Origin of the sequence: Herbidospora daliensis, assembly GCF_001570585.1 — a bacterium.
Taxonomy (GTDB): Bacteria; Actinomycetota; Actinomycetes; order Streptosporangiales; family Streptosporangiaceae; genus Herbidospora; species Herbidospora daliensis.
In genome coordinates this window covers 356593-380900 of the sequence record NZ_BBXF01000004.1, presented here as the reverse complement: position 1 = coordinate 380900, position 24308 = coordinate 356593, and the positions used below count along the sequence as shown (strand labels likewise).

General features: G+C 72.2%; 23 protein-coding genes. 14 read left to right on the top strand and 9 right to left on the bottom strand.

The genetic code is table 11. From position 1 onward, the window contains the following. Positions 1 to 143: 143 nt before the first annotated feature. The 4 genes from AW274_RS22080 to AW274_RS22065 all read left to right on the top strand — a co-directional run bounded on the left by AW274_RS22080 (position 144) and on the right by AW274_RS22065 (position 6219). The gene (locus tag AW274_RS22080) at positions 144 to 2573 is read left to right on the top strand and encodes an ATP-binding protein (RefSeq protein WP_062435746.1); all 2430 of its coding nucleotides are present in this window, start codon (positions 144 to 146) and stop codon (positions 2571 to 2573) included. Positions 2574 to 2925: 352 nt separating this feature from the next. Then, positions 2926 to 3645 carry an AMP-binding protein gene (locus AW274_RS22075; RefSeq protein ID WP_062435743.1) on the top strand — a complete coding sequence of 240 codons (720 nt, stop codon included), beginning with the start codon at positions 2926 to 2928 and terminating at the stop codon, positions 3643 to 3645. Positions 3646 to 3717: 72 nt separating this feature from the next. Continuing rightward, positions 3718 to 4989 carry an ABC transporter substrate-binding protein gene (locus AW274_RS22070; RefSeq protein WP_062435741.1) on the top strand — a complete coding sequence of 424 codons (1272 nt, stop codon included), beginning with the start codon at positions 3718 to 3720 and terminating at the stop codon, positions 4987 to 4989. 24 nt (positions 4990 to 5013) lie between these two features. Beyond that, complete coding sequence (locus AW274_RS22065; RefSeq protein ID WP_062435738.1) at positions 5014 to 6219, top strand: MFS transporter; 1206 nt, start codon at positions 5014 to 5016, stop codon at positions 6217 to 6219. 1 nt (position 6220) lies between these two features. On the opposite strand, the gene AW274_RS22060 is transcribed toward AW274_RS22065, so the two are convergent. After that, positions 6221 to 6985, bottom strand: coding sequence for an IclR family transcriptional regulator domain-containing protein (locus AW274_RS22060; RefSeq protein ID WP_062435734.1), 765 nt, complete (start codon positions 6983 to 6985; stop codon positions 6221 to 6223). A gap of 125 nt (positions 6986 to 7110) precedes the next feature. Here AW274_RS22060 and AW274_RS22055 point away from each other — a divergent pair, with 125 nt between their 5' ends. From AW274_RS22055 to AW274_RS22040, 4 genes are read left to right on the top strand one after another with little or no spacing between them, the layout of a single operon-like run. Further along, positions 7111 to 8634 carry a thiamine pyrophosphate-binding protein gene (locus AW274_RS22055; RefSeq protein ID WP_232320231.1) on the top strand — a complete coding sequence of 508 codons (1524 nt, stop codon included), beginning with the start codon at positions 7111 to 7113 and terminating at the stop codon, positions 8632 to 8634. An 8-nt stretch (positions 8635 to 8642) separates the two neighbouring features. Beyond that, a complete protein-coding gene (locus AW274_RS22050; protein WP_062435730.1) occupies positions 8643 to 10094 on the top strand; it encodes a benzaldehyde dehydrogenase in 1452 nt (483 codons plus the stop codon). A gap of 23 nt (positions 10095 to 10117) precedes the next feature. Then, a complete protein-coding gene (locus AW274_RS22045) occupies positions 10118 to 11278 on the top strand; it encodes a CynX/NimT family MFS transporter (protein ID WP_062435727.1) in 1161 nt (386 codons plus the stop codon). 30 nt (positions 11279 to 11308) lie between these two features. Further along, complete coding sequence (locus AW274_RS22040) at positions 11309 to 12391, top strand: glycerophosphodiester phosphodiesterase (protein WP_083974633.1); 1083 nt, start codon at positions 11309 to 11311, stop codon at positions 12389 to 12391. Here AW274_RS22040 and AW274_RS22035 read toward each other — a convergent pair whose 3' ends face one another. Together AW274_RS22035 and AW274_RS22030 are read right to left on the bottom strand one after the other, a co-directional pair. Beyond that, the gene (locus tag AW274_RS22035) at positions 12392 to 12931 is read right to left on the bottom strand and encodes a cysteine dioxygenase (protein WP_062435724.1); all 540 of its coding nucleotides are present in this window, start codon (positions 12929 to 12931) and stop codon (positions 12392 to 12394) included. After that, a complete protein-coding gene (locus AW274_RS22030; RefSeq protein ID WP_062435720.1) occupies positions 12928 to 13812 on the bottom strand; it encodes an amidohydrolase family protein in 885 nt (294 codons plus the stop codon). The genes AW274_RS22035 and AW274_RS22030 overlap by 4 nt, the downstream gene beginning before the upstream one ends. 126 nt (positions 13813 to 13938) lie before the next feature. Here AW274_RS22030 and AW274_RS22025 point away from each other — a divergent pair, with 126 nt between their 5' ends. After that, positions 13939 to 14919, top strand: coding sequence for a LacI family DNA-binding transcriptional regulator (locus AW274_RS22025; RefSeq protein ID WP_062435717.1), 981 nt, complete (start codon positions 13939 to 13941; stop codon positions 14917 to 14919). 42 nt (positions 14920 to 14961) lie between these two features. Here the strand turns inward: AW274_RS22025 and AW274_RS22020 are convergent, their stop codons facing one another. Together AW274_RS22020 and AW274_RS22015 are read right to left on the bottom strand one after the other, a co-directional pair. After that, a complete protein-coding gene (locus tag AW274_RS22020; protein WP_062435714.1) occupies positions 14962 to 16287 on the bottom strand; it encodes an aromatic amino acid lyase in 1326 nt (441 codons plus the stop codon). Further along, the gene (locus AW274_RS22015) at positions 16277 to 16651 is read right to left on the bottom strand and encodes a phage holin family protein (RefSeq protein WP_062349549.1); all 375 of its coding nucleotides are present in this window, start codon (positions 16649 to 16651) and stop codon (positions 16277 to 16279) included. The genes AW274_RS22020 and AW274_RS22015 overlap by 11 nt, the downstream gene beginning before the upstream one ends. A gap of 116 nt (positions 16652 to 16767) precedes the next feature. On the opposite strand from AW274_RS22015, the gene AW274_RS22010 reads away from it, so the two are divergent. Continuing rightward, complete coding sequence (locus AW274_RS22010) at positions 16768 to 17049, top strand: hypothetical protein (protein ID WP_062436200.1); 282 nt, start codon at positions 16768 to 16770, stop codon at positions 17047 to 17049. Here AW274_RS22010 and AW274_RS22005 read toward each other — a convergent pair. Continuing rightward, on the bottom strand, positions 17046 to 17852 hold the full coding sequence (locus AW274_RS22005) for an FAD:protein FMN transferase (protein WP_083974630.1): 807 nt from the start codon (positions 17850 to 17852) through the stop codon (positions 17046 to 17048). The genes AW274_RS22010 and AW274_RS22005 overlap by 4 nt on opposite strands. A 158-nt stretch (positions 17853 to 18010) precedes the next feature. On the opposite strand from AW274_RS22005, the gene AW274_RS22000 reads away from it, so the two are divergent. The 4 genes from AW274_RS22000 (at position 18011) to AW274_RS21985 (ending at position 21094) form a co-directional block, all read left to right on the top strand. Continuing rightward, positions 18011 to 18688, top strand: a complete 678-nt coding sequence (locus AW274_RS22000; RefSeq protein WP_232320229.1) for a response regulator transcription factor — start codon at positions 18011 to 18013, stop codon at positions 18686 to 18688. After that, complete coding sequence (locus tag AW274_RS21995) at positions 18685 to 19725, top strand: HAMP domain-containing sensor histidine kinase (protein ID WP_062435705.1); 1041 nt, start codon at positions 18685 to 18687, stop codon at positions 19723 to 19725. The genes AW274_RS22000 and AW274_RS21995 overlap by 4 nt, the downstream gene beginning before the upstream one ends. A gap of 10 nt (positions 19726 to 19735) precedes the next feature. Next, positions 19736 to 20125, top strand: a complete 390-nt coding sequence (locus tag AW274_RS21990; protein WP_062436197.1) for an OsmC family protein — start codon at positions 19736 to 19738, stop codon at positions 20123 to 20125. Positions 20126 to 20479: 354 nt separating this feature from the next. Next, positions 20480 to 21094 carry an NYN domain-containing protein gene (locus AW274_RS21985; RefSeq protein ID WP_062435702.1) on the top strand — a complete coding sequence of 205 codons (615 nt, stop codon included), beginning with the start codon at positions 20480 to 20482 and terminating at the stop codon, positions 21092 to 21094. Positions 21095 to 21134: 40 nt separating this feature from the next. Here AW274_RS21985 and AW274_RS21980 read toward each other — a convergent pair whose 3' ends face one another. Genes AW274_RS21980 through AW274_RS21970 form a run of 3 tightly spaced genes read right to left on the bottom strand, consistent with a single transcriptional unit; the run spans position 21135 to position 24306 of the window. Further along, positions 21135 to 21842 carry an alpha/beta fold hydrolase gene (locus tag AW274_RS21980; protein WP_062435699.1) on the bottom strand — a complete coding sequence of 236 codons (708 nt, stop codon included), beginning with the start codon at positions 21840 to 21842 and terminating at the stop codon, positions 21135 to 21137. Beyond that, positions 21836 to 23686 carry an anthranilate synthase family protein gene (locus tag AW274_RS21975; RefSeq protein WP_062435696.1) on the bottom strand — a complete coding sequence of 617 codons (1851 nt, stop codon included), beginning with the start codon at positions 23684 to 23686 and terminating at the stop codon, positions 21836 to 21838. Before AW274_RS21975 ends, AW274_RS21980 begins: the two co-directional genes overlap by 7 nt. Beyond that, positions 23680 to 24306, bottom strand: a complete 627-nt coding sequence (locus tag AW274_RS21970) for an isochorismatase family protein (protein ID WP_062435693.1) — start codon at positions 24304 to 24306, stop codon at positions 23680 to 23682. Before AW274_RS21970 ends, AW274_RS21975 begins: the two co-directional genes overlap by 7 nt. Between the last annotated feature and the right edge of the window lie 2 nt (positions 24307 to 24308).

The following is a 24308-nucleotide window of genomic DNA, read 5'->3' as shown; positions in this document are numbered from 1 at the left end:
GTGTGCGCTCGCCCACCGACAAAGGGCACCGGGGATGTCAGGGGTCAAACCGGAATACGATCTGGGCACGTTCCGGAATTGATGCGACACTTCCTGTGACGATCCACCCCCGAAGCTCACCCGAAGGCGACTCCCGAGGGCCGATGACCACTGAGATCTCCCACTCGATCGCCGTCGAGGGCAACCTCCCCCTGGAACCCAACGCGTTCGTGGGACGTGAGCCCGACGTCGAGGAACTCCTGCAACTGATGACGGCCACGCGGGTCGTCACCCTCTGCGGCGTGGGCGGGATCGGGAAGAGCCGGCTCGGCCTGCGGGTCGCCGCCGAGCTCGCCCGCGACCTGCCCGACGGCGCGTGGCTGGTGGAGTTCCCCGAAGGCACCAGACCCAAGGAGACCATCCGCCGCATCGCGTCGGTGCTGGGCGTCGAGGGGGAGCCGGGGCGCGACCTCGACCTGGCCGTCGCCGAGGTGTTCGCGGGACGCAAGGCGGTCATCCTGCTCGACAACTGCGAGACCGTGGTCGAGGAGTGCGCGCTGCTCACCCGGCGGCTGGCCGAGCACTGCCCGGAGGTGCGGGTGCTGGCCACCAGCCGCGAGCCCCTGCGGGTGCCGGGCGAGACCGTCTGGCGGGTGCCGCCGCTGGCGCTGCCGCCCGACCACAACGCGGGCGCGGCCGTCGTCGGCGGCTACGAGGCGGTCCGCCTGTTCCAGGACCGCGCGGCCTCGGCCCGGCCCGGCTTCACGCTGACCGACGCCAACGCGCCCGACGTGTCGCGGCTGTGCCACGCGCTCGACGGCATGCCGCTGGCGCTCGAACTGGCCGCCGGCATGACCCGGGTGCTCTCGATCCCGCAGATCGTGGCGCGGCTCGGCGACCGGTTCCGGTTGTTGTCGGCCGGCGACCGCACCGCGCCGCCCCGGCAGCGCACCCTGCGGGCCACCGTCGACTGGAGCTACGACCTGCTGACCGAGCCCGAGCGGGTGCTGCTGCGCCGGGCCACCGTGTTCCGCTCCGGCTGGACGCTCCCCATGGCCGAGCTCGTCTGCGCGGGCGGCCCGGTCGACGGGCCCGACGTCCTGGGCCACCTGACCGCCCTGGTCGACAAGTCCCTGGTCGTGGTCGACGGCGAACTCGCCGGGGAGGCCCGCTACCGGCTGCTCGACACCATCCGCCAGTACGCCGCCGAACAGCTCGACGGCCCCGACGAGGAGGCGACCCGGCGGCGGCACCGCGACTTCTTCGTCACGTTCGCGCGCGACTGGGAGATCGCGGTCGACGCGGGGTCGTGGCCGGCGGTGCACCGGCGTACCGAACGGCTGGAAAGGCTGCAGAGCGACCTGCGGGCGGCGGTCGAGTGGTCGCTGACCAGCGGAGACGCGGCTCCCATGTTGCGGGCGCTGCTCGGGCTGCGGTGGATGCTGCTCGGCAGCGGCCGGTTCCAGGCCGAGCTGACGCGGTGGGCCGACCGGCTGGTGGAGCTCGCGCTGCCCGAGATCGACCCGGCCACCCACGGGCGGGCGCTGGCGTTCACCGCCAACCTGCTGTCGAACACGGCCGACTTCGCCGGGGCGCGCGAGCGGGCGCGGCAGGCCCTCGACCTGTGCCGGGGGGCCGGCGACCGGCTCGGCGAGGGGCAGGCGCTGCTCGTGCTCGCCATCAGCGACGGGTCGAAGCCGGCCGAGGACCGGCTGGAGGAGTCCATCTCGATCGCCCGCGCGATCGGCGAACGGGTGCTGGAGGCCGAGGGCCACGGCACCCGGGCGTTCCTCGCGCTGGCGCAGGGGCGGCTGCGCGAGGCGCAGCGGTCGGCCGAGCGCCTGGTGGCGCTGGCCACCGAGCTCGACAACCACCTGGCGCTGGTCATCGGCCTGTCGGGGCTGGGCCAGACCGCCCGCCGCCGCGGCGACCTGCAGGCCGCCCGCCACCACTTCACCCGGGCGCTGCGCATCGTGCGCACGTTCGACGCCCGGCAGTGGCTCATCTCGTGCCTGGCCGGGCTCGGGTCGGTGGCGCTCGACGCGGGCGACCTGCCCGAGGCGCGCCGCCGGCTGGGCGAGGCGCTGCGCCTGGGCCGCGACGCGGGCCTGCGCATGCAGTCGGCCCGCCGCCTGGAGACCTTCGCCGCCCTCTACGTGAAGCAGCGCGACCCGCGCCGGGCCGTGCTGCTGGCCGCCGCCTCCGCCGGGCTGCGCGCCGGACGTCCGGGGGCCCGCGTCGAGAGCGTGCTGACCCCCGCCCGCGAGGCGCTGGGCGAGCCCGTGGTGGCGGCGTTGTGGGCCGAAGGGCTCGCCCTGCCGTTCGACGCGGCCGTCACCCTCGCCCTGGAGGAGTCGGCCGGCAGCCCGCCGCCCGTCGTCGCGCCGGTCGCGGTCGTCCCGCAGTCGACGCTGACCGCCCGCGAGCGCGAGATCGCCGAGCTGGTCGCGCGGGGGCTCAGCAACCGGGCCATCGCCGACGAGCTCGTCATCAGCCAGGCCACCGTGGCCCGCCACGTCGCCAACATCCTGGCGAAACTCGGCTTCTCCTCGCGCACCCAGGTCGCCACCTGGGTCGTCGAACACGGTGTGTAGACGCCCGCCGCGTCCCTTCTACACACCCACGTGCGCACATTCGCCGATGTGAGGGCGGCCCGCGCCGATCTACGGTGAATCCGTGGTCGGGGGCGGCGACTCCGTGGCCGCCACCAGGCCCGCGAGGGCGGATGCCTACTGAAGCCGGACGTCAGGGGGGCATCTGGAAACGGCCGCATGCCCGTCACGCCGGTCGAGGTCACCTCGGAGGGGTGGAGACCGAGACCGGGGGCAGGTGGCCCGCGGGCCCGGGTCGCGCAGGACCCGGGCCCGTCCACGCGCTCGCTTTACACACCCCGCTACACAGTTATGCGGATTCCGGCGCGGGAGCCCGGCCCGTACGGTCACGGACATGGAGTCAGGGGTCACCGGCGCGGTGTTCGGCCGATCCGCGCTGTGGGCCGACCGGCCGGCGCTGATCGATTTCGGCGAAGGCCGGGCCGTCAGCCACGAGACGCTCGCGGCGACGGTCAGGAGGGCTGCCACGGGGCTGGTCAGGAGGGGGACCCGCCCCGGGCAGACCGCCGCCGTCTGCACCGACGGCGTGAGCGGGCATCTGACGGCCGTCTTCTCGGTGGTCGCTGCCGGTGGGGTGGCGCTGCCGCTGGGCGTGCCCGACCCGGCCGAACTGCTCGCCCACGACGTGCGGCTGATGTTCACCGGCAGGAGGCTGGCCGCCGAGGCGGTCTCGGCGGCGGAGGCGTCGCGGGTGCGGCAGGTCGTCTCGTTCGGCGGCGGGCACGGCGCGACCGAGTTCGAGGTGCTGCTCGGGCTCGACCCGCTGCCGCTGCCGGTCGCCGCCGCGCGCGGCCCGGCGGTGGTCGCGGAGGAGGGCGAGCTCAGCCACGACGGGTTCACCGAGGCGATGGCGCTGCTCGACGGGCACGTCAGCCTCGACGAACACGACGTCGTGCTGGTCGACTGGCCGCCGTCGGGCTCGGCCGACCTGGCCGTGCTGGGCGGGCTGGCGTTCGCCAAGGGGGCGGTGCTGGTGACGGGCGGCGGGCGGGAACTCGGGGTGACGGTGGCGGCCGTGGTGGAGTGCGGCAAACGCGGGCTTCGCCGTATATAGAACCGTTGCTTGACGGGGCACCTCAGGTGGTGGGTTGATGGGCTGCCATTTCACACCCGGAGGTCGGCCGCGATGAGGCGACGATGGACCGCGGTCGCCGCGGCGCTGCTCGTATTGGTGACGTCGTGCTCGAACGAGGCGGCGCAGACCCCCGAACCCTCCGGCAAGCAGCGCGTCGAGGTGTTCTCGTGGTGGACGGGCCCCGGTGAGGGCCCCGGCCTGATGGCGATGCGCAAGCTGTTCGAGAAGCAGAACCCCGGCTACACGTTCGTCGACGCCGCCGTCGAAGGCGGCTCGGGCGACCAGGCCCGCGCCCTGTTAGCCAGCAAGCTCCAGGCCAACCAGCCCCCCGACACCTTCCAGGGGCACGCCGGCGCCGAGCTCCAGGGCTACATCACCGCCGGCAAGCTCGAACCCCTCAATTTCCTGTACGACGAACTGAAGCTGCGCGACGTCTTCCCGCCCCAGCTCGTCGAGCAGATCTCCGTCCACGGGGAGATCTACTCCGTCCCGGTGAACATCCACCGCTCCAACGTCCTGTGGTTCAACCCGGGCGCGCTCAAGGCCGCGGGGGTGACCGCCGCCCCGCGCACGATCCCGCAGTTCGTCGACGCGCTCGGCAAGGTCCGCGACACCGGCCGGATCCCGCTGGCCATCGGGCCGCAGTGGACGGTCGTGCACCTCTTCGAGTCGGTGCTGCTGGGGTCGCTCGGGACGCGGGCGTACAACAAGCTGTGGAGCGCCGACGCCGACTGGAGCGGCGCGGCGGTGAAGAAGGCGCTGACCGACTTCGCGGCGATCCTCGCGATGACCGGGCCGCCGCAGACCGACTGGCAGCCGGCCGCCAAGCAGGTGGCCGACGGCGAGGCCGCCTTCACCGTGATGGGCGACTGGGCCTACGCCTACTTCCACAACAAGCCCGACACCGGGCTCGGCAAGACCTCGAAGACCGACTTCGACTGGGTCGCCTCGCCGGGCACCGAGGGCACGTTCATGTGGCTGTCCGACAGCTTCACGCTGCCGCGCGGCGCCCCCAACCGCGAGGGCGCGGTGGCCTGGCTCAAGGTGGCCGCCAGCAAGGCCGGGCAGGACACGTTCAACCCGATCAAGGGCTCGATCCCGGCCCGCCGCGACGCCGACACCTCTCTCTACCGCAACTACCTGGCGTGGAGCCTGAGCGAGTGGTCGCGCGACGAACTGGCCGGGTCGATCCAGCACGGCGTCGTCGCCAACGACGGCTGGCGGGCGGCCATCAACGACGCGGTCGGCATCTTCATGGAGAAGCCCGACGTCGCGGAGCTGCAGCGGGCTCTGGTGCTGGCGGCGAAAAACAGTGGCCAATAGACCGGTTTGTCATAACATCGCCCGGTGAGTGTGGTTGACGGCCGGGGCGCGACCTTCGGTGAACTGTTCCGGATCGGTGAGTTCCGCGCGCTGTTCGGCAGCCAGCTGCTGCTGACGCTGAGCGAGTCGGTCAAGATGCTGGCCTTCTCCGTCATCGTCTACGACCGCACCGAGTCGGCCGGGCTCTCGGCCATCTCGTGGATGATCGGCTTCCTGCCGATGATGCTCGGCGGCCTGTTCCTGTCGTCGATGGCCGACCGGATCAGGCCCCGGGTGCTGATGGTCACCGGGGAGCTCACCCGGGTCGTGGTGTGCCTGGTCCTGGCGTTCGCCGGGCTGCCGGTGTGGGCGATGTTCGCGGTCGTGCTGGTCACCGGCGTGCCCACCGCCGTGTTCATGGCGGCCCGCAACGCGGTGCTGCCCGACATCCTCGACGGCGACCGGTTCGTGCTCGGCCGGGCCCTGTTCACCATGACGGGGGCCGGGGCGCAGATCGCCGGGCTCGCGGTCGGCGGGGCGATGCTCGCGCTGACCGGGCCCGAGGGGGCGCTGCTGATCACCGCCGGGCTCTCGCTGGCCGCCGTGCCGCTCATCAGGTTCGGCGTCGCGAACCGGCCGGCCCGCGCGGTCGCCGACGGGACCGGCGCGGTGCGCGCCACGCTGCGCGGCAACTGGGAGCTGCTGACCGACCGGACCATCCGGGGGCTGCTGCTGGCCGGATGGTTGCCGCTGATGTTCATGGTCGGCTCCGAGGCCGTCTTCATCCCCTACCTGACCGAGATGGGGCAGGCCGGGGCGGCCGGGTTCGTGCTGGCCGCGACGGCGGCCGGGATGGGCTTCGGGGAGTTCGTCGTCGGGCGCTTCGTCTCGCCGGCCGGTCGCGCCCGGCTCGGGCTGCCGCTGGTCGCGCTGATGGGCGTGCCGCTCATCGGGTTCGTGACCGCGCCGGGGCCGTGGTGGGCCGGGATCCTGGCGTTCCTGGCGGGGACCGGGCTGGCGTACCAGCTGATGTTGCAGCGGCCCTTCGTCGACGCGGTGCCGGAGGAGCGGCGCGGGCTGGCGTTCGGGCTGCAGGGGTCGGGGATGATGACCGTCCAGGGGCTCGGCGGAGTGGTGGCCGGGGGCCTGGCCGAACTGGTCGCCGTGCACCACGCCATCGCCGTGTGCGGCGGGCTGGTGCTGGTGTCGGGGGCGTTGTTGTGGCGGCCGCTCACCCCGCCCCGGGGTTAGGTCAGCGCTGGGTGGCGTGGAGGTCGGTCTCGATCTTCGCCACTCCGGCGCGCAGCGGGGGCAGCAGGTCGCGCCGGGCCGACTCCAGCGACGTGCGGCTGGCGTGCGACGACAGGTTGACGGCCGCGACCACCCGGCCGGCCCGGTCGCGGACCGGCACGGCGATCGACCGCAGGCCGTCTTCGAGCTCCTGGTCGACCAGCGCGTAGCCGCTGTCGCGGACCTCGGCCAGCACCCCGCGCAGGTCCGCCTCCGAGGTGAGGGTGCGGTCGGTCATCCGGACCAGGTCGGCCTTGGCGAAGTAGGCGTCGAGGTCGCAGGGGGGCAACCCGGCGAGCAGGACCCGGCCCATCGACGTGCAGTGGGCCGGGAAGCGGGTGCCGATCGCGATGGTGACCCGCATGATGCGGGTGGTGGGCACCCGGGCGACGTAGATGATGTCGGTGTCGTCGAGCACCGAGACCGACGCCGACTCGTGCACCTCGCCGACGAGGTGTTCGAGGTGCGGGAAGGCGACGTCGGGCAGCGACAGGTTCGACAGGTAGGCGTAGCCGAGTTCGAGCACCCGGGGCGCCAGCGAGAACAGCCGGCCGTCGGTGCGGACGTAGCCGAGGTCGACCAGCGTCAGCAGGAACCGGCGTGCCGCCGCCCGCGTGAGCTCGGTCTTCTTGGCGACCTCGCTCAGGGTCAGCTCGGGAGAGGACCCGTCGAACGCGCGGATGACCGCCAGGCCGCGCGCCAGCGACTGCACGAATTCCTCAGCCATAGTCCGGCACTCTAGCGCCTCGTATCGTTCCCATAACGAACCATTGTTCTCTATGCGAACAATGTGCCATCGTTCGCCAGGAGAACCATCGTTCGGATGACGAACTCCGCCCTCTGTGGAAAGCCGTGCGGATCCGAGCCGGACTGGAGGACCTGATCCTGGACAGATCACCATGCGGTGTCCGTGAGGAGGTCGTCGCGCTGCTCCGGGAGACGGGGCTGACCACGGTCTTCGCCGGCCACGGCGCGGCCCGGGTCCCGCCGCTGTCGGGCTGGCCCCCCGACCTGCGGCCGGTGCTGGCGCTGCACGAGAGCGCGGTGGTCGGCATGGCGACCGGCTGGGCCGTCGCCCGCGACGCCCCCGCGCTGGTGCTGCTGCGCGCCGCGACCGGGCTCGGCAACGCGGTCGGCGCGCTGGCCACCGCGCGGGCCAACCGCGCGCCCCTGGTCGTGCTGGTCGGCCGGCCGGGCCGCCGCCACCTGGCCGACGAGCCGTTCCTGACCGGCGACCACGCCGTGTGGGTGAGCGCCCCGTCGCGGGCGCAGGACGTCCCGGCCGCCGTCGCGCGGGCCCGCCACGAGGCGGTGACCGGGCGCGGCCCCGCGCTGGTCGTCGTGCCGGAGGACGACTGGGACGCCCCCGGCTCCGGCCTCGGGATCCCGGCCCCGCGGCAGGTGGTCAGGACCCGGACGGTCGGCGACGGCGAGCTCGCCCCGGTGGCCGAACTGCTCGACGACGCCCGGTCGCCGGCGCTGGTCGCGGGCACCGGCGCCGACTCCCCGGCGGCCTGGGCGGGGCTGGTCGCGCTGGCCGAGCGGCTCGGGTCGCCGGTGTTCCAGGAGCCGTCGGGCACCCGCGCCGGGTTCCCGCAGGACCACCGGCTGTTCGCCGGGGTGCTCCCGGCCGACCGCCCGGCGCTGGGCCGCGCGCTCGGCGGCCACGACGTGGTTTTGGTGGTGGGGGCGGCGGCGTTCCGCCAGCACCCCTACCGGGAGGGGTCGTCCACCCCGCCCGGCACCACCGTCGCGGTCATCTCCGACGACGCCGCAGAACTGCACCGCAGCTCGGCGGAGGTCGCGTTGCGGGCCGATCCGGGGGTGGCCGCCCGGAGGCTGGCGGAGCTGGTGCGGCCGCGCGATCCGCGCGCGGTCGACAGGGTCGTCCCGGAGCCCGGCGAGGGGTTCCGGGCCGCCCACGTGCTGGCGGCGCTGGCCGAACGGCTGCCCCCGGAGACGGTCGTGGTCGAGGAGACCCCGTCGTCGCGGCCCGACCTGCACCGGCTGCTGCCCGCCCGGCGTCCGCTCGGACTGGTCTCGGCCGCGACGGGCGGGCCCGGGTTCGCGCTCCCGGCGGCGACCGGGTTGCGGATGGCGCTGCCGGCCCGTCCGGTGGTGGCGGTCGTCGGCGACGGGTCGGCCATGTACGGCGTCCAGGCCCTCTGGAGCGCCGCCCACTACGGCGTCGGGGCGCTGTTCGTGGTGCTCTCGGACTTCCCCGGGATCAGCCTCGCGGGGCTGGCGCGGGCCCAGGGGTGCGCGGCCGTCGAGATCAGCGACCGGAACACCCTCGTCGACACCCTTGACGCGGTCATCCCCACCCTGACAGAACGGTCAGAACCTCTTCTTCTCGACATAGCAGTCACTCCGTAGGAGGTCTCATGTCCCTGCTGGACCCCAAACTCTGGACCGGCCGGATCTACAGCGACGGCTGGGTCGCCTCCCAAGCGGGTGACGCGGCCGTGGTCGAGCCCGCCACCGGCGGCGAACTCGGCCGGATCGGCGTCGCCGGCGCCGAGGACGTGCGGGCCGCCACCCGCCGGGCCGCCCAGGCGCAGAAGGAGTGGGCGGCGACCAACTTCGAGGAACGCGCCGCGGTGCTCCGGCGCGCGGGCGCCCTCTTCGAGCAGTACGCCGAGGAGATCCACCAGTGGATCATCCGGGAGACCGGATCCGTACCGCCGAAAGCCGGCCTGGAGACCCACGTCGCCGCGCAGGAGTGCTTCGAGGCGGCCGCGCTGGCCTCCGGGACGACCGGGGAGATCCTGCCCACCAACCGCCCCCGGCTGAGCCTGGCCCGGCGGATCCCCGTCGGCGTGGTCGGCGTGATCGCGCCCTTCAACGTGCCGCTGATCCTGGGCATCCGGTCGGTCGCGCCCGCGCTGGCGCTGGGCAACGCCGTCGTGCTGAAGCCCGACCCCCGGACCGCCGTCTCCGGCGGCGTGGTGATCGCCCGGGTGCTGGAGGAGGCCGGGCTGCCCGAAGGGCTGCTGCACGTGCTGCCCGGCGGGCCCGAGGCGGGGGAGGCGCTGGTCGCCGACCCGCTGGTGCCGGTCATCTCGTTCACCGGCTCGACCGCCGCCGGGCGCAAGGTCGGCGAGGCGTGCGGACGCCTGCTCAAGCGCGCCCACCTGGAGCTCGGCGGCAACTCGGCGCTGATCGTGCTCGACGACGCCGACCTCGACGCGGCCGCCGCGGCCGGGGCGTGGGGCTCGTTCCTGCACCAGGGCCAGATCTGCATGACCACCGGCCGCCACCTCGTGCACGCCTCGCTCGCCGACGAGTACGTCGAGCGCCTGGCCGCCAAGGCCGACCACCTGCCCGTGGGCGACCCGTTCACCGGGCAGGTCGCCCTGGGGCCGCTGATCTCCGAGGGCCAGCGCGACAAGGTGCACGCCCTGGTCACCGGCAGCGTCGAGGCGGGCGCGCGGCTGGCGGCGGGCGGCACGTACGAGGACCTGTTCTACCGCCCCACCGTGCTGGCCGGGGCGGGGCCGGCGTACGACCACGAGGTGTTCGGGCCGGTCGCCCCGGTCATGCCCTTCCACACGATCGAGGAGGCGGTGGCCCTGGCGGGCGACAGCGAGTACGGCCTCTCGCTCGGCATCCTCACCCGGGACGTCATGAAGGCGATGCGCCTGGCCGAGCAGATCCCCACCGGGATCGTGCACATCAACGACCAGACCGTCGACGACGAGGCGGTCGCGCCCTTCGGCGGACTGGGCGCCTCGGGCACCGGATCGCGGTTCGGCGGACCCCGCGCGAACGCCGACGCGTTCACCCACACCCAGTGGGTGACCGTCCAGGGTGACATCGCCGTTTATCCGTTTTGACCGATCTTGTAGGTTCGGGGGTCATGAGAAAGAACGGCTGGTTGTTGCTGGTCGCCGGGTTCATCCTGGCCGCCCTCAACCTGCGACCGGCGCTTGCCGGAGTCTCGCCGCTTCTGGGCGAGATCATGTCCGATTTGTCCCTATCCCCTGCGGCGGCCGGGGCCATCACCACGATCATGTTGTTGTGCCTCGGCCTGCTGGGCCCGCTGGGCCCGATCCTGTCCTCCCGCCTCGGTCTCGACCGCACGCTGATGGCGGGCATGCTGCTGCTCATCGCCGGAGTGGTGATCCGCAGCTCCGGCGGCGTGGTCACGCTCTACCTGGGCGCGGCCATGGCCGGCACCGCCATCGCGTTCATGAACGTGATCATGCCCGGCCTGGTCAAGCAGCACTTCCCCGACCGGGTCGGCCTGTTCACCGGCCTCTACGTCACCAGCCTGGTCAGCGGCGCCGCCCTCGGCTCCGCCGTGATGGTGCCGCTGGCCCAGGAGATGGGCTGGCGCTGGGCCGCCGCCACGACGGCGATCTTCGCGCTGGTCTCGGCGGTCGTCTGGCTGCCGCAGGTGCTGAAGCCCCCGACCCCGCCCCCTCCGCAGGCGCCGCGCCCCTTCCGCGCGCTCATGCGGCGGCGGGTGACCTGGTACGTCGCGACGTACATGGGCGTGCAGTCGATGACCTTCTACATCATGCTGGCCTGGCTGCCGACGATCTTCCAGGACGCCGGGCTCAGCGCCGACGACGCCGGATACCTGCTGGGCCTCACCAACCTGGCCCAGATCGCCGCCACCCTGACCGTGCCGATTCACGCGGGGAAGGCGAAGTCGCAGGTTCCGCACGTCATGTGGGCGGCCGTGATCACCATCGTCGGGTACGTCGGCGTGCTGTTCTGGCCGACCACCGTCCCGTGGTTGTGGATGATCGTGCTGGGCCTGGGCCAGGGCGCGTCGATCGCGCTCGCGCTGCTGATCATCACGCTGCGCGCCCCCGACCCCCGCTCGGTCACCGCCCTGTCGGCCGTGGCCCAGTCGACCGGCTACACCCTGGCCGCGATCGGCCCGGTCGTGATCGGCGCCATCTACCAGGTCAGCGGGAACTGGACGGTTCCCCTGGTCGTGGGGCTCGGCGTCTGCGGGGTGCAATTGGTGTTGGGTTATCTCGCCGCACGTCAACCGCACGGCACCTGATCTTCACCTCACCCCTTTACCGTCCGGCCCATGAGTCTCACGCGCAGAGGCGCGATCACCGTGCTCGCGGCCGGAACGGCCGCCGGCGCCCTGATGGGCACCACCCCCGCGTCCGCCAAGCGCCGCTTCGGCGACGTCACCGTGATCGGCCACCGGGGCGCCAGCGCCGTCCGTCCGGAGCACACCCTGCTCTCGTACGAGGCGGCCATCGCCCTGGGGGCCGACTACATCGAGCCCGACCTCGTCTCCACCAAGGACGGCGTGCTCGTCGCCCGGCACGAGAACGAGATCGGCGGCACCACCGACGTCTCCACCCGCACCGAGTTCGCGGGCCGCCGCACCACCAAGGTCATCGACGGCCGCCCGATCACCGGCTGGTTCACCGAGGACTTCACCCTCGCCGAGCTGAAGACCCTGCGGGCCACCGAGCGCATCCCCGACCTGCGGCCGAACAACGCCGCCTTCAACGGCCTGGCCGAGATCCCCACCCTGGAGGAGGTGATCCAGCTGGCGCAGCGCCACGAGGTCGGCATCTACCCGGAGACGAAGCACCCCACGTACTTCGACTCCATCGGCCTGTCGCTGGAGGAGCCGCTGCTCGACCTGCTCGGCCGCTACGGCTGGACCCGCTCCGGCGACCCGGTCATCATCCAGTCGTTCGAGGTCGGCAACCTGAAGGCGCTGCGCCCGAAGACCAAGCTCAAGCTGGCCCAGCTGATCGACGCCGCCGGCAAGCCGTTCGACACCGCGACCCTCACCTACGACCAGATGGTCACCCGCGAGGGCCTGCGCGAGATTCGCTCCTACGCCAACGGCATCGGCGTCAACACCCGCCGCATCCTCCCGGTCGGCCCCGACGGCCGCACCACCGCGCCGACCCGCCTCGTGCACGACGCCCACCGCGAGGACCTGATCGTGCACGCCTGGACGCTGCGCAACGAGAACTCGCAGCTGCCGGTCGACTACCAGTTCGGCAACCCGGCCAACCCGGCGTTCCCGCGCGCGGTCGGCAACGTCATGGGCTTCGCGGCGGCGCTGTTCGAGCAGGAGATCGACGGCATCTTCGCCGACGACCCCTCGATGCCCCGCGCCGTGCTCAGCTCGGACAAGTGACTAGTCGAGCGGGCGCAGCTCGTCGGCGTAGCTCACCGACTGGCGGCGCATCATGCCGTCGTCGCTGATCGAGTACTGACCGAGCCGCCACAGGGGCGGGGAGTAGGCGTGGATCGACACGCTGCCGTGCTCCGCCCCTGTGAGGCGGTGGATGTGGTCGGGGCCGAAGCTGAAGGAGGTCCCGGCGCTCACGCTGGTCTCCAGGTGCTCGCCGCCGATGCGCGGGTTGGCCTCCACCAGCGTGCCCTTGACCACGTTGACCGCGCCCGACGAGACGTCGTGGTCGTGCCAGCCCGTGTCGTCCTCGGGCCGCCAGCACAGCAGCCAGACGTCGACGTAGGCGTCGCGGTAGAGCGAGGCGTAGTGGCGGCCGCCGTCTTCCGAGCCCTCGAACGACAGGTGCTCCTGCCAGAGCTCCGGCTTCACGGCCAGGTCGTCGACCAGCTCCCGCAGCTCACGCCGGTCGAGTGCCCGGGGTGGCAGCGACTCGAAAGGGGCCGTGGGACAGGGGGCGGGCACCGGGAGGGTGGGCGTGCTCATGAGGACGGCTCCTTTCGTGTCAGCAATCTGGCGGGGTTCGCCACGGTGATGGCGTGCCGGGCGGCCGGTCCGAAGTCGAGGACGGGCGCTTCGGCGTAGGGACGGTCGGATCCGTTGACGACCACGTCGATGCCGAGTTCCCTGATCACCGCGTCGACGGCCCGGGGGCCGTAGGACGAGGTCTCCACGAACACGGCCGGATCGACCAGCCCGCGGCCCGAGCCGCCGCGGGTGATCTGGCGTTCGGCGTGCAGCGGCGCGAGGCCGGCCAGCAGCGCGAAACAGACCTTGAGCCGGGGGTGCCGGGCCCGGCCGAACGCCTGGAAGGCGTACCAGGCGGCGTGCATCTGCTGCACGTAGGGCACGACGGCGGGCCACCAGGGCGGGGTGCCGGGGGCCGAGGCCGGTCCGGGGTGGACGAACAGCGGGCGCTCGCCCAGGGCGTCGAGCAGCGGGGCGACGCGGGCCCAGCCCGATTCGTCCTGGATGGCGGTGGCCGGGAGTTGCAGGCCCAGGGCCCCGGCGGCGAGGGCTTCTTCGAGCTTGGGCACCGAGACGTCGGTCACCGGGGCCGAGGCCCAGAAGCCGAAGGGCTCGGGGAGGGCCGCCGCGCCCTCGTGGAAGGCGTCGATCAGCGGCCACGCCTCGCCGGGCGGCAGGTGCTCGACGCCCAGCGGGCTCGACAACGAGACGAGCGCGAGGTCGAGCGCGGAGTCGAGCTTGGCCCGTGCGGCCGGGTCGTGGTCGGCCGGGTTCACCTCGTAGGCCGGTTCGCCGTCGAGCAGCAGGGTCCAGCCGTCGAGGCGGGGGTTGGCGGTCCGTGATCGGAGCGCGTCGAGGAAAGGCGCAGGCCAGAGGTGCTGGTGTACGTCCACAGCCATCTCCGCCTCCTCCAACCCGAATTCCCTACTCATAATACAGGTATATCGATCTGAGGCTAGTGAACCGCTTCACTGATTCGCTTCAGTGAACCGTTTCACCCCATATGTGTCAAGTAGGCTGGATCGATGCCCCAACGGAAGCGAGCGACGATCCGTGAGGTGGCCCAGGCGACCGGCCTGTCCACCGCCGCCGTCAGCTACGCGCTACGGGGGCTCCAGGTCTCCGAGGAGACCATGCACCGGGTCCGCCGCGCCGCGGCCGAGCTCGGGTACGAGGCCGATCCCAACGCGCGGGCGCTGGCGAGCGGGCGTACCGGGATGATCGGCGTGCTCTGCGGCTCGCTGGAGGACCTCTGGCAGCAGTCGCTGGCGGTCGGCATCGGCCGGTCGCTGCGCGAGAAGGACCACTACGGCCTGATCCTCGACGCCGCCGGCGACCCCGACCGCGAACGCACCCTGGCCCGGCAGCTGCGCGGGGTCGACGGCCTGATCGTGCAGCCGGTCGACCCGGCCGCGCCGTTCTGGGCGGCCATCGCGGAGGACATCCCGCTGGTGACCATCGGCGACGCCCTAAAAGAGGCCCGGACCGCGGCCGAGGTGGTGTTCGACAACCAGAGCGGGGTCACCCTCGCCCTCGAATACCTGGCCGGTCGCGGGCACCGGCGGGTCGCGGTGCTGACCTCGACCCTGGCCGAGACCCCCGACCGTCCGGCCGACCGCCTGGTCACCGCCGAGGCCGCCCGGCTCGGCCTGGAGGTGACCGTGGCGACCTGCCCGCAGGCCCTCGGCCCGGCGGCCGAGACGGCTCGCGCGGTGTTGCGAGACCGGCCGAGCGCGGTGTTCTGCTTCTCCGACTCGATCGCGTACGGGGTGCTGAAGGCCGCCGGCGACCTGGGCCTCTCCGTTCCCGGCGACGTCTCGGTGATGGGCTACGACGACCACCCGATGTCGGAGCTGCTCGGCCTGACGACGGTGAGCTGGGATCTCGACACGATCGTGCGGTCGGCGGTCAGGCTGGTGCTGGGGGCGGCCGATGGCACGCTGCGCCGCCGCCGGGTCGTGCAGAAGCCGATGCTCCGCGAACGCGGGTCGGTCGGCCGGCGCTGACGCGGCCGGCCGCATGCCTTTCCGGCGGCCACGCGCCGCGGGTCAGTCGGCCAGCGCCGACCGGGCGGCCTCGATGTCGGCCTCCAGTGACCGGTCCGCCGGGTGGTCTCCGGCGCGGATCGCCAGGGCGCGGTCGGCGGCGACCAGCTCGCAGGCCAGGATGATCTCGTAGGGCTCGCGCGCCGCCAGGCAGGCCCGCGCGGCCTGGGTGCCGAAGCCCGCGTGGTCTTCGACGCTGCGCGACAGGACCGCGCCGCCCAGGGTCACCGGCGCGGCCAGCTGCCGGAGCGAGGCGAGGGCGTCGTGAGCGACGTACTCGAGGATGAGCGCGCCGGAGCCGCCGGGCGACCCGGCGAGGAAGGGGAGCAGGCCGGTGTAGGCCGGTTCCATCAGCGTGGCCAGGCGGGCGGTCGAGAGCGAGGCCGTCTGCACCAGCGCGGCCCGCAGGGCGTCGAGGGCCAGCGCGACCGGGGCGGTGTGGAAGTTGCCGTTGTGCCAGGCCGCCTCGCCCGCGATCAGCGGGTTCTCGGCGGCCGAGTTCATGTCGATCTCGACCGCGCGGCGGGCCACGTCGAGGGCGTCGAACGCCGCGCCGTGGACCTGCGGCAGCGCGCGGTAGCCGTAGGGATCTTGGAGACGGCCCGCGGGGGAGCAGTCGTCGAGGAGGGCGCTCAGCGCGGCGGCGACCCTGGCCTGACCGGGGTGGCGGCGGGCGCGCTGGACCTCGTACGCGAGCGGCTCGACCGACGCCCCGGCGGCGCGCCACGTGCGGGCGGCGACCCGCACCGACGCCTCCAGCAGGCGGGCCAGATCGGCGCAGGCCAGCGCGGCGTCGGCCAGGGTCAGGGCGTTGGAGCTGATGAACGGCAGGGCGTCGGCCGAGGCCAGCGGGAAGCGGGGGCCGGTCCACGGCGTCTCGCCGAGCAGGCAGAGCGCCGTGGTCGACAGGGCGGTGAGGTCGCCGGTGCCGATCGCGCCGTAAAGCCGGATGGGCGGGGCGGCCCCGCCGTTGATCGCCTCGGCCAGCACGGGCAGCAGCGCCGGGTTGATCCCCGAACCGCCCCGCAGGAGCTGGTTGAGGCGCACGGTCAGCATCGCGGTGGCGCGGGCCGGTCCGACCAGCGGACCGGCTCCCCCGGCGTGGCTGCGCAGCAGGTCGAGGCCGGGTTCGTGCACCTCGACGTCCTTGTTGGCCCCCACGCCGGTGGTGCGGCCGTAGACCGGGCCGGTCTGCTCCCGGGCGGCGGCGAAGGCGTCTTCGGCCCGGGACACCGAGCCCAGTTCGACCTTCGCCGTGCCGTAGCCGACCGCCCTGACCTCGTCGCAGGTCAGGGTCGAGCCGTCGAGCAGGACCGTCCTAGTCGTCAATTCCGAAGATCAGGTCGAGCAGCCAGGAGATCACGCCGATGATGATCGCTCCCCAGAAGGCCGCCCAGAATCCGACGACCTCGAACGGGAGTGTCAGCTGATCGGCGATCCAGCTGGTCAGGAGCAGCAGGCCGGCGTTCACGACGAGCGCGAACAGACCCAGCGTGAGGACATAGAAGGCGCAGCCGATCGTTTTGATGATCGGCTTCAGGAGGGCGTTGATCACCCCGAAGATCAGCGCGACCGCGAGGAGCGTGCCGATCTCTTTGGCGGTCGACTCGCCGCCGACCGTGATTCCGTCGACGACGCGGGTCGACACCCACAAGGCCGCCGCGACCACGAGGATCTTGACGATGTATTTCACGAGGGTGATCCTCGCATGTCCGCCCCCGTCTGAGCGAAGGTCGCGTGACTCTGACCCGTTGTTGGGCATAGGTGGTGATCGTCCCGGGAAATCACCGCTTGGGGGTGGGCCAGATCATGAACGTCGACCAGCTCGAACAGCTCTCCGCGAAGGAACTGCACGACCGCGCGGTCCGGTATGCCGTGCGCCACGGCGACTTCGGCTTCCTGTGGGACCTGCTGAAGGTCATCCCGGCCGCCCAGGGAGCCAGCGGCCGCGAAGAGGAGACCGCCAACGATCTGAGCCGGGTCTCCGCGCTGCTCAGCGACGCGATGGCCGCCGGCGAGGGCAAGCTGGGAGAGGCACTTCGCCCGGTCTACATCGAGTACCTCTCCAAACACAAGGACCTCGACGACTAGCTCGCCTTGACGTCGGGTCCGTACACGAGGAACCCCGGCGTGCTGGTCACCCGGCCGTCGAGCCCGGTGAGCATCACGTCGTAGGGGGTCGCCTGGGTGTCCTTCGGCAGCGCGATCTCCCGGGCGAACCGGCGGGCCCGGACCGAGCCCATGGCGTGCAGCGCCGTGGCGTACGCCCCTGCCGTCGCGAGGTCGGGCCCGACGACGGTCACGGAGGCCAGGTCGCCCTGCGCGCCCGAGCCGTTGGGCCGCTCGGCGGTGGCGACCGCCAGGTCGTGGGCGAACACGACCCGCGACACGGCCCCCTCGCTGGGGTCCTTGAGCCCGACCCGCCAGGGCACCCCCGGCCGCGCCGATCCCCGGACGCGGACGTCGCCGTCGGCGCTGACGCAGTGGTCCACCGCCCCGGCGGCGGCCAGCGCGCGGGAGACCCGTTCGAGTGCCCAGTCGCGCACGTACCCGGACCCGGCCGACTCGCCCGTCGAGCCGCCGAAGAACCCGTCGGTGATCCGGTCGAGCTCCGCGATCCGCTGGAGGACCTCGGTCAGTTCGGGCGCCGCCTCCTCGGGCGTGATCTCCTTGCGCGCCAGCCGGTTGAGCTGGCTGTCGGGCCGCCGGGTGCTGAACGTCTCCTCCACCCAGTGCAGCCACTGGAACGCGTCGTCGAGGAGCGGGCGCAGCTCCCGCTGCGGGAGAGCCGTACGGATGTCGATCCCGACATGCGATCCCATCAGGTCCTCAGCTCGGTGAGCCCCGGGGAAGCGGTCGATGCGGCGGGTGGTGGTGTCCGTAGAGGTAGTCATCGCACTCCTTCGTCTCCGAGCTGAGATACGCGCCGGAGCAGGGACGCGTTCAAGCCCGATAACGATTCAATCTCAGAACGTTCGTCCCTTTTAAGAGGTATGTCGGATTCTTTACTTTACTAAGCGACTTTTCATGAACCGGCGGCAGAATGTCCGCTGTGCCAGAGACCCGAGTGCTCGTCGTGGACGACGAGCCCGAAGTGCGGACCGCGATCACCCGCGCGCTCCGCGTCGAGGGCCACCGCGTGGCCAGCGCCGTCGACGGCGTCACCGCCCTCGCCGCCATCGCCGGGAGCTCCCCCGACGTGGTCGTCCTGGACGTGATGATGCCCGACATGGACGGCCTGGAGGTCTGCCGCCGCCTCCGCAAGAACGGCGACCGCACCCCCGTCCTGATGCTGACCGCGCTCGACGGCGTGGGCGACCGGGTGGCCGGTCTGGACGCCGGCGCCGATGACTACCTGGTCAAGCCGTTCGCCCTGGAGGAGCTCTTCGCCCGCGTCCGCGCGCTGCTGCGGCGCGCCGCCCCGCCCCCTGACACCTCCTTCGCCGACCTGCACCTGCTGCCCGACCGCCGCCAGGCCCGCCGCGGCGCCCGCGTCTTCGACCTCACCCGCACCGAGTACGCCCTGCTCGACCTGTTGATCCGCAACGGCGGCCAGGTGCTCACCCGGGAGGTCATCCTGGAGCGGATCTGGGGCTACGAGTTCACCCCCGGGTCGAACTCGCTGGAGGTCTACATCCGCTACCTGCGCCGCAAGACCGAGGCCGACGGGGAACCCCGGCTCATCCAGACCGTCCACGGCCTGGGCTACGCACTCAGGGAGCGTTCGTGAAACTCCACTGGCGGATGGCCCTGGCCTCGGCGCTCGCCGGGGCGGTCAGCGTCAGCGTGGTCGTCTACGCGGCGTACCGGATCACCTGCAACCGCTTCGAGTCGGCCATGGGCAGCTACGGCTACCGCCCGCCGTCGGGCGTGCTGGCCGGCCTCGCCGAGGTCACCGACCTCGGCTGGCCCTTCTTCGCCATCGCCCTGGGAGGCTTGTGCCTGTCGGGCGCGCTGGGCTGGATCGCCGCCTGGACGGGCCTGCGCCCCGTCGGCAAGTTCAAGGACGCCGCCCAGCGGGTCACCGACACCAGCGACCTCACCACCCGCATCGACGTCACCGGCGACGACGAACTCGGCAGCCTGGCCCGCAGCTTCAACACCATGCTCGACGCCCTCGAACGCTCGGCCAAGGCCCAGAAACGCCTGGTCGCCGACGCCTCCCACGAACTGCGCACCCCCCTGACGGCGGTCCGCACCAACGCCGAACTCCTCCAGCGCGGCCGCCTGCCCGCCGGCGAACGGGAGGAGGTGGCCGCCGCAATGATCAGCGGCCTGGAGGAGCTGACCGGCCTGGTCTCCGACATCGTCGAACTCGCCCGCGACGAGGAACCCCAGGCCCTGGTCGAGCCGCTGCGCCTGGACGAGATCGTCACCAGGGAGATCGCCCGCGCCTCCTCCCACTGGCCGCAGACCAGATACACCTCCGACCTGGACCAGGTCGTCGTCCTGGGGGTGGCCGACCGGCTCTCCCGCGCGGTCGGCAACGTCCTCGACAACGCCGCCAAGTACAGCCCCTCGGGCGCCACGGTCGAGGTCCTGCTGCGCGACGGCGTGCTGACCGTCCGCGACCACGGCCCCGGCATCGCCGTTGAAGATCTCCCGCACGTCTTCGACCGCTTCTACCGCGCCTCGGGCGCCCGCGCCCTGCCCGGCTCGGGCCTCGGCCTCGCCATCGTCCGCCAGGTCGTCGACAGCCACGGCGGCTCCGTCTCCGCAGGTCCCGCCCCCGGCGGCGGCACACTCGTGAAACTGGCCTTCCCGTAGGGTGCCTTTCATGGGAGATGTACGGGTTACCCGGACCCCGTCCGGTTTCGTGGCGACCAACGAACGGGGCGCCTCCGTCGCCCTCGGACACGGCGACGGGGAGTTCGGCGCGGTCGAACTGCTCCAGGTCGCGGTCGGGGCCTGCAACGCCATGACCGTCGAGCCGCTCACCACCCAGCGCGGCCTCCGGCTCCCCGAGCTTTCTGTGACGATCAGCGCAGAAAGGTCTGCTCCGACCCTCCTGGGCAAAGTGACGGTCAGCTACGAAATCGAGCTGCCCGAGGGCATGCCGATGGCCAAGTTCCACGAAATAGCCCAGCGTGTACACGACCGGCACTGCGTCGTCAGCCGATCCCTGGAAGCCGGGACCGAGGTCAAGCTCGACCTGCCGGACTCCTGAGACTTAGACCAACAACCGGCAGTGGCATTGCGCGGTCCTTAAGGTCGGTTCAGTAACGTGGAAGCAGGTCAAGGGGGCTGGAAAGCCGCCACACAAGCCTTTTTCCCATAAGGGCGCGGAGGGGGAACCGCGCCCGAGAGCGGGGGAAGCCGTCCAGATGCCTTTGGGGGAGGGCGTCTCGGCGGCACCGCTTGGAGTCGGGGCCGGCGCAGTTGGGGGACTGCGCCGGCCCCGACGTATGTTCGAAGGTTGTCGCGACTCTGTGCGACATTGGGGCTACTACTGGTAGCGTGCGGCCGAAAGCGCCAATGTCGCCGTCTCCGACACTGCGAGGCATCCCCCGTGCCCGATCGTGTGATCCTCTTCCTGGATCATCAGAACGTCTACAAGGGTGCTCGCGAGACGTTCCACGAGCCCTCGCTGGCTCCGGGAACGGACGGGCAGATCGATCCGGTTCGCCTCGGCGTCTGGCTGATCGAGAACAGCCCCTATGACCGCGAGTTGGTCGAGGTCCGCATCTATCGCGGGCAGCCGCACCCGTCGCGGGATGCCCGGGGGCATGCGGCCTTCGTCCGGCAGCGGGTCGACTGGGAGAACGATCCCCGTGTCGTCGGGGTCTTCCGCGACCTGCGGTATCCGCGCGGGTGGCCAGATCGGTGCGCGCCCGGACTCAAGCCCCAGGAGAAGGGCATCGACGTCGCCCTCGCGATCGACTACGTCAAGCTGGCGCTGGAAGGCCGATACGACGTCGGCATCCTCATGTCGACCGACAGCGACCTGAAGCCCGCGCTCGAAGTCGTCGCCGCCATGCGGCCGAACGGCGGTCCGCGGGTCGAGGCGGCAGCGTGGAAGGGGCCGGGGGCCAAGCGGCCGCTGTCGCTCTCCCAGCCGAAGATCTGGAGTCACCTGCTCGACAAGTCCTGCTACGACGCGGTGCGCGACGCGACCAACTACGGACTGCCCATCTAGTACAGGTTGCGATCAATGAGTGACTCCTGGTAGCGTTCGATCACTGTTCCCCGCCATCCACTGGATTGGCGGGGCTATTTTTTTGGTCCCCGAAGTCGCAGACGGCCGCCATGAATTCGTCGTGGTGGCCGTACCAGACGTGGTGGTCGGCGCCCTCGATCGTCACCGCCCCCGGCGTCTCCTCCGGCACGAACCGGCTCCCCTCCGCCCGGATCACCAGCCCCCGCCGCCCCGGCGTGTGATCCACCCCGCCAGAAGCCACCAGCAGCGCCACCGCCGTCTCCACGTCGAAGAGTTTCGCCGCCTCGGCCTCCGCCTCCCGGTCGAACGCGTCCCACCCCGGGTGCTTCTCCGCCAGGGCTTCGAGGGTGCGCCGGGACTTGGCCTTCTCGTACGTCCCCCGCCACGCCTCCGCCGGCATCCGGTGCCCCGCCCCCGTGGGTGCGTCCACATGAACCACCCGGTCAGGGGAGAGAGCCGCCCCCAGGATGAACGATCCCATCGAGTGGGCGACAGCCAGGTCGACCTCGGCGGGCACCGCCAGGCGGACGGCCTCGGCCATGCGTTCGACCGTCGCGTCGGGCATGGGGGCGCTGCGGCCGTGGCCGGGGAGGTCGACCGCCACCACGCGGTAGCCGCGTGCGGCCAGGTCGGGGCCGACCCGCCACCAGCAGCCCGAGTCCGACAGGATGCCGTGGATCAGGACGGCCGTCTTCGGGCCGGTGCCCCATTCGCGGACGTTCAGCATGCGGCTTCCTCTCTCGTCAGGGTCGTGAGCAGGTCGGCGAGGATCTCGACGCCGTTGCGCGTCAGGACCGACGCCGGGTGGAACTGGACCGAGGCGAAGCCGGGGCCCATGAGCGCGTGGACCTCGTCTCCTTCCCTGGAGACCGTGATGTCACCGAGGGCGTCGGTGGTGCAGCGGGCGGCGAAGGTGTTGTAGAAGCCGGCCTGTTCCATGCGGCCGAAGAACGGGATGGTGCGCTGGACGCCCTGGTTGGGGAACGGGTTGCGGGTGACGTCGAGGCCGAGCAGGGTGCACAGGACCTGGTGGCCCAGGCAGACCGACAGGAACGGGATACGGCGGTCGAGCAGTTCGCGGGTGGTGGCGCGGAGGCGGGCGATCTTCGGGTGGGTGACGTCGCGGGGGTCTCCCGGGCCGGGGCCGACGATCACCACGTCGTACTCGCCGACGTCGTACTCCTCCGAGTAGCGGGTGACCGTCACGTCGCAGCCCAGCGCGTGGATGATGTGGCGGGCCATCGCCGTGAAGGTGTCCTCGGCGTCGATGACCAGGACCTTCAGGCCGCACAATGCGGGGATGCGGCGGTCGCGGCAGTCGGGGCCCTCGAACCAGAAGCCCGCTAGCGGTTCGTTGCGGGACATCAGCGCCTGGTAGATGGCCGGGTGGCCGCCGACGTCGGCGGGGGCGTCGCGGCAGGCGCCGCCGCGGAGGGCTTCCAGGAGGCCCGCCGCCTTGGCTCTCGTCTCCGCGGCCTCCGAGGGCGGGTCGCTGTCGCGTACGAGGGTCGCGCCGACCGAGACGCGCAGGTCGCCGGAGGCCGCGACGTCGGCGGTGCGGATCAGGATCGCCGAGTCGAGGGCGCGGTGGCCCGCCGGGTCGCGGCCGATCAGGGCGACCATGCCGGCGTAGTAGTCGCGGCCCTCCGGTTCGAACCTGGAGATGACGCGGCAGGCGCTCTCCAGCGGGCCGCCGGTCACCGTGGGGGCGAACAGGGTCTCGCGGAGGATGTCGCGGACGTCCAGGGAGCTGCGGCCCTCGATCAGGTACTCGGTGTGGGCGATGCGGGACAGCTGCTTCAGGTGCGGGCCGAGGGCCCTGCCGCCCTGGTCGCAGACGCGGCCCATCATCTTGAGCTCCTCGTCGAGGACCATGTAGAGCTCGCCGGCCTCCTTCTCGTCGTCCAGAAAGTCGAGCACGCCGGGCAGTTCGGGGCCGCCGCGCGGGTAGCGGTAGGTGCCGCTGATGGGGTTCATCACGACGGTGCCGGCGTCGAGGGTGATGTGGCGTTCGGGGGAGGAGCCGACGAACGTGCGGGCGCCGGTCCAGATGACGAACGTCCAGTGCGCGCCGGGGTCGCGGCCCAGGAGGCGGCGGAAGCATGACAGGGCCGTGCGGGGGGACCAGCCCTCGATCGACGCCTGGTAGGTGCGTTTGATGACGAAGTTGGCGCCGGTGCCCGCGCCGATCTCCTCGGCCAGGATGCGGCGCACGACCGCCTCGTACTCCTCGTCGGAGGTGTCGAAGTCGCCGTCGCGCAGCTCGATCGGGTCGTCGGGGAGCACCTGCCACGCCTCTTCCAGGGAGAGGGTCGACTGGTCGGTCACCGTCATCGCCAGGAGGGGGGCGGCGTCGTCAGGGCAGGCGTAGCCGCGTTCGCGGATCTGGCGGTAGGGGAGCACGACCAGGGTCTCGTGGCCGGGGACCGGCTCGCCGGACAGGGGGATGTCGGCGATGCGGTCGAGCGCGGCGACGTCGCCGGACAGCACGTCGATGTCGGCCACGCCGGAACCGGGGCGGTGCAGCAGTGCGAACGGGGGCGGGTCCGCGTTTAGCAGGCGGGTCAGCATGTCGCCTCCAGTTCGTCCAGTACGCCGGCCGTCCGGATCGTCACGGCGCAGCGGGCGGCGGCGTAGTCGAGGGCCAGGCGGTGGAAGTCCGGCGTGAAGTCGGCGACCGCGTCGGCCACGACGAAGGTCTGCAGGTCGTTGGAGAAGCTCTCGTGGGCGGTCATCAGGATGCCCACGTGGGCGTACACGCCGCAGATGACCAGCTGGTCGCGGCCCTGCTCGCGGAGCCGGCGCAGCAGGTCGGTGCGGCAGAACGCGCTCGGCCGCCACTTGGTCAGCACCACGTCGCCGGGGGAGGGTTCGAGCGCCGGGACGATGGCCCGGTGGGCGGGGTCGGCGGTCATGCCGGGGCCCCAGAAGTCCATCAGCAGGCCCCGGTCCTCGGTGCTCATGCCGCCGGGCTGGGCGGTGTAGAAGACCGGCGCGCCGCACGCCGCGAACCGCTCCTTCAGCGCCGCGATGTTCGCCAGCAGCGCCGACGGGTCGGTGAACGGGCTGAGGAAGTAGTTCTGCATGTCGTGGACGAGCAGCGCCGCCCGCCGCGGATCCACCCGCCACGGGGCGATGTTGTCGGGGAGGTCGGTCGGCATCGGGTAGGGCTCGATCGCGGGGATCGCCATGA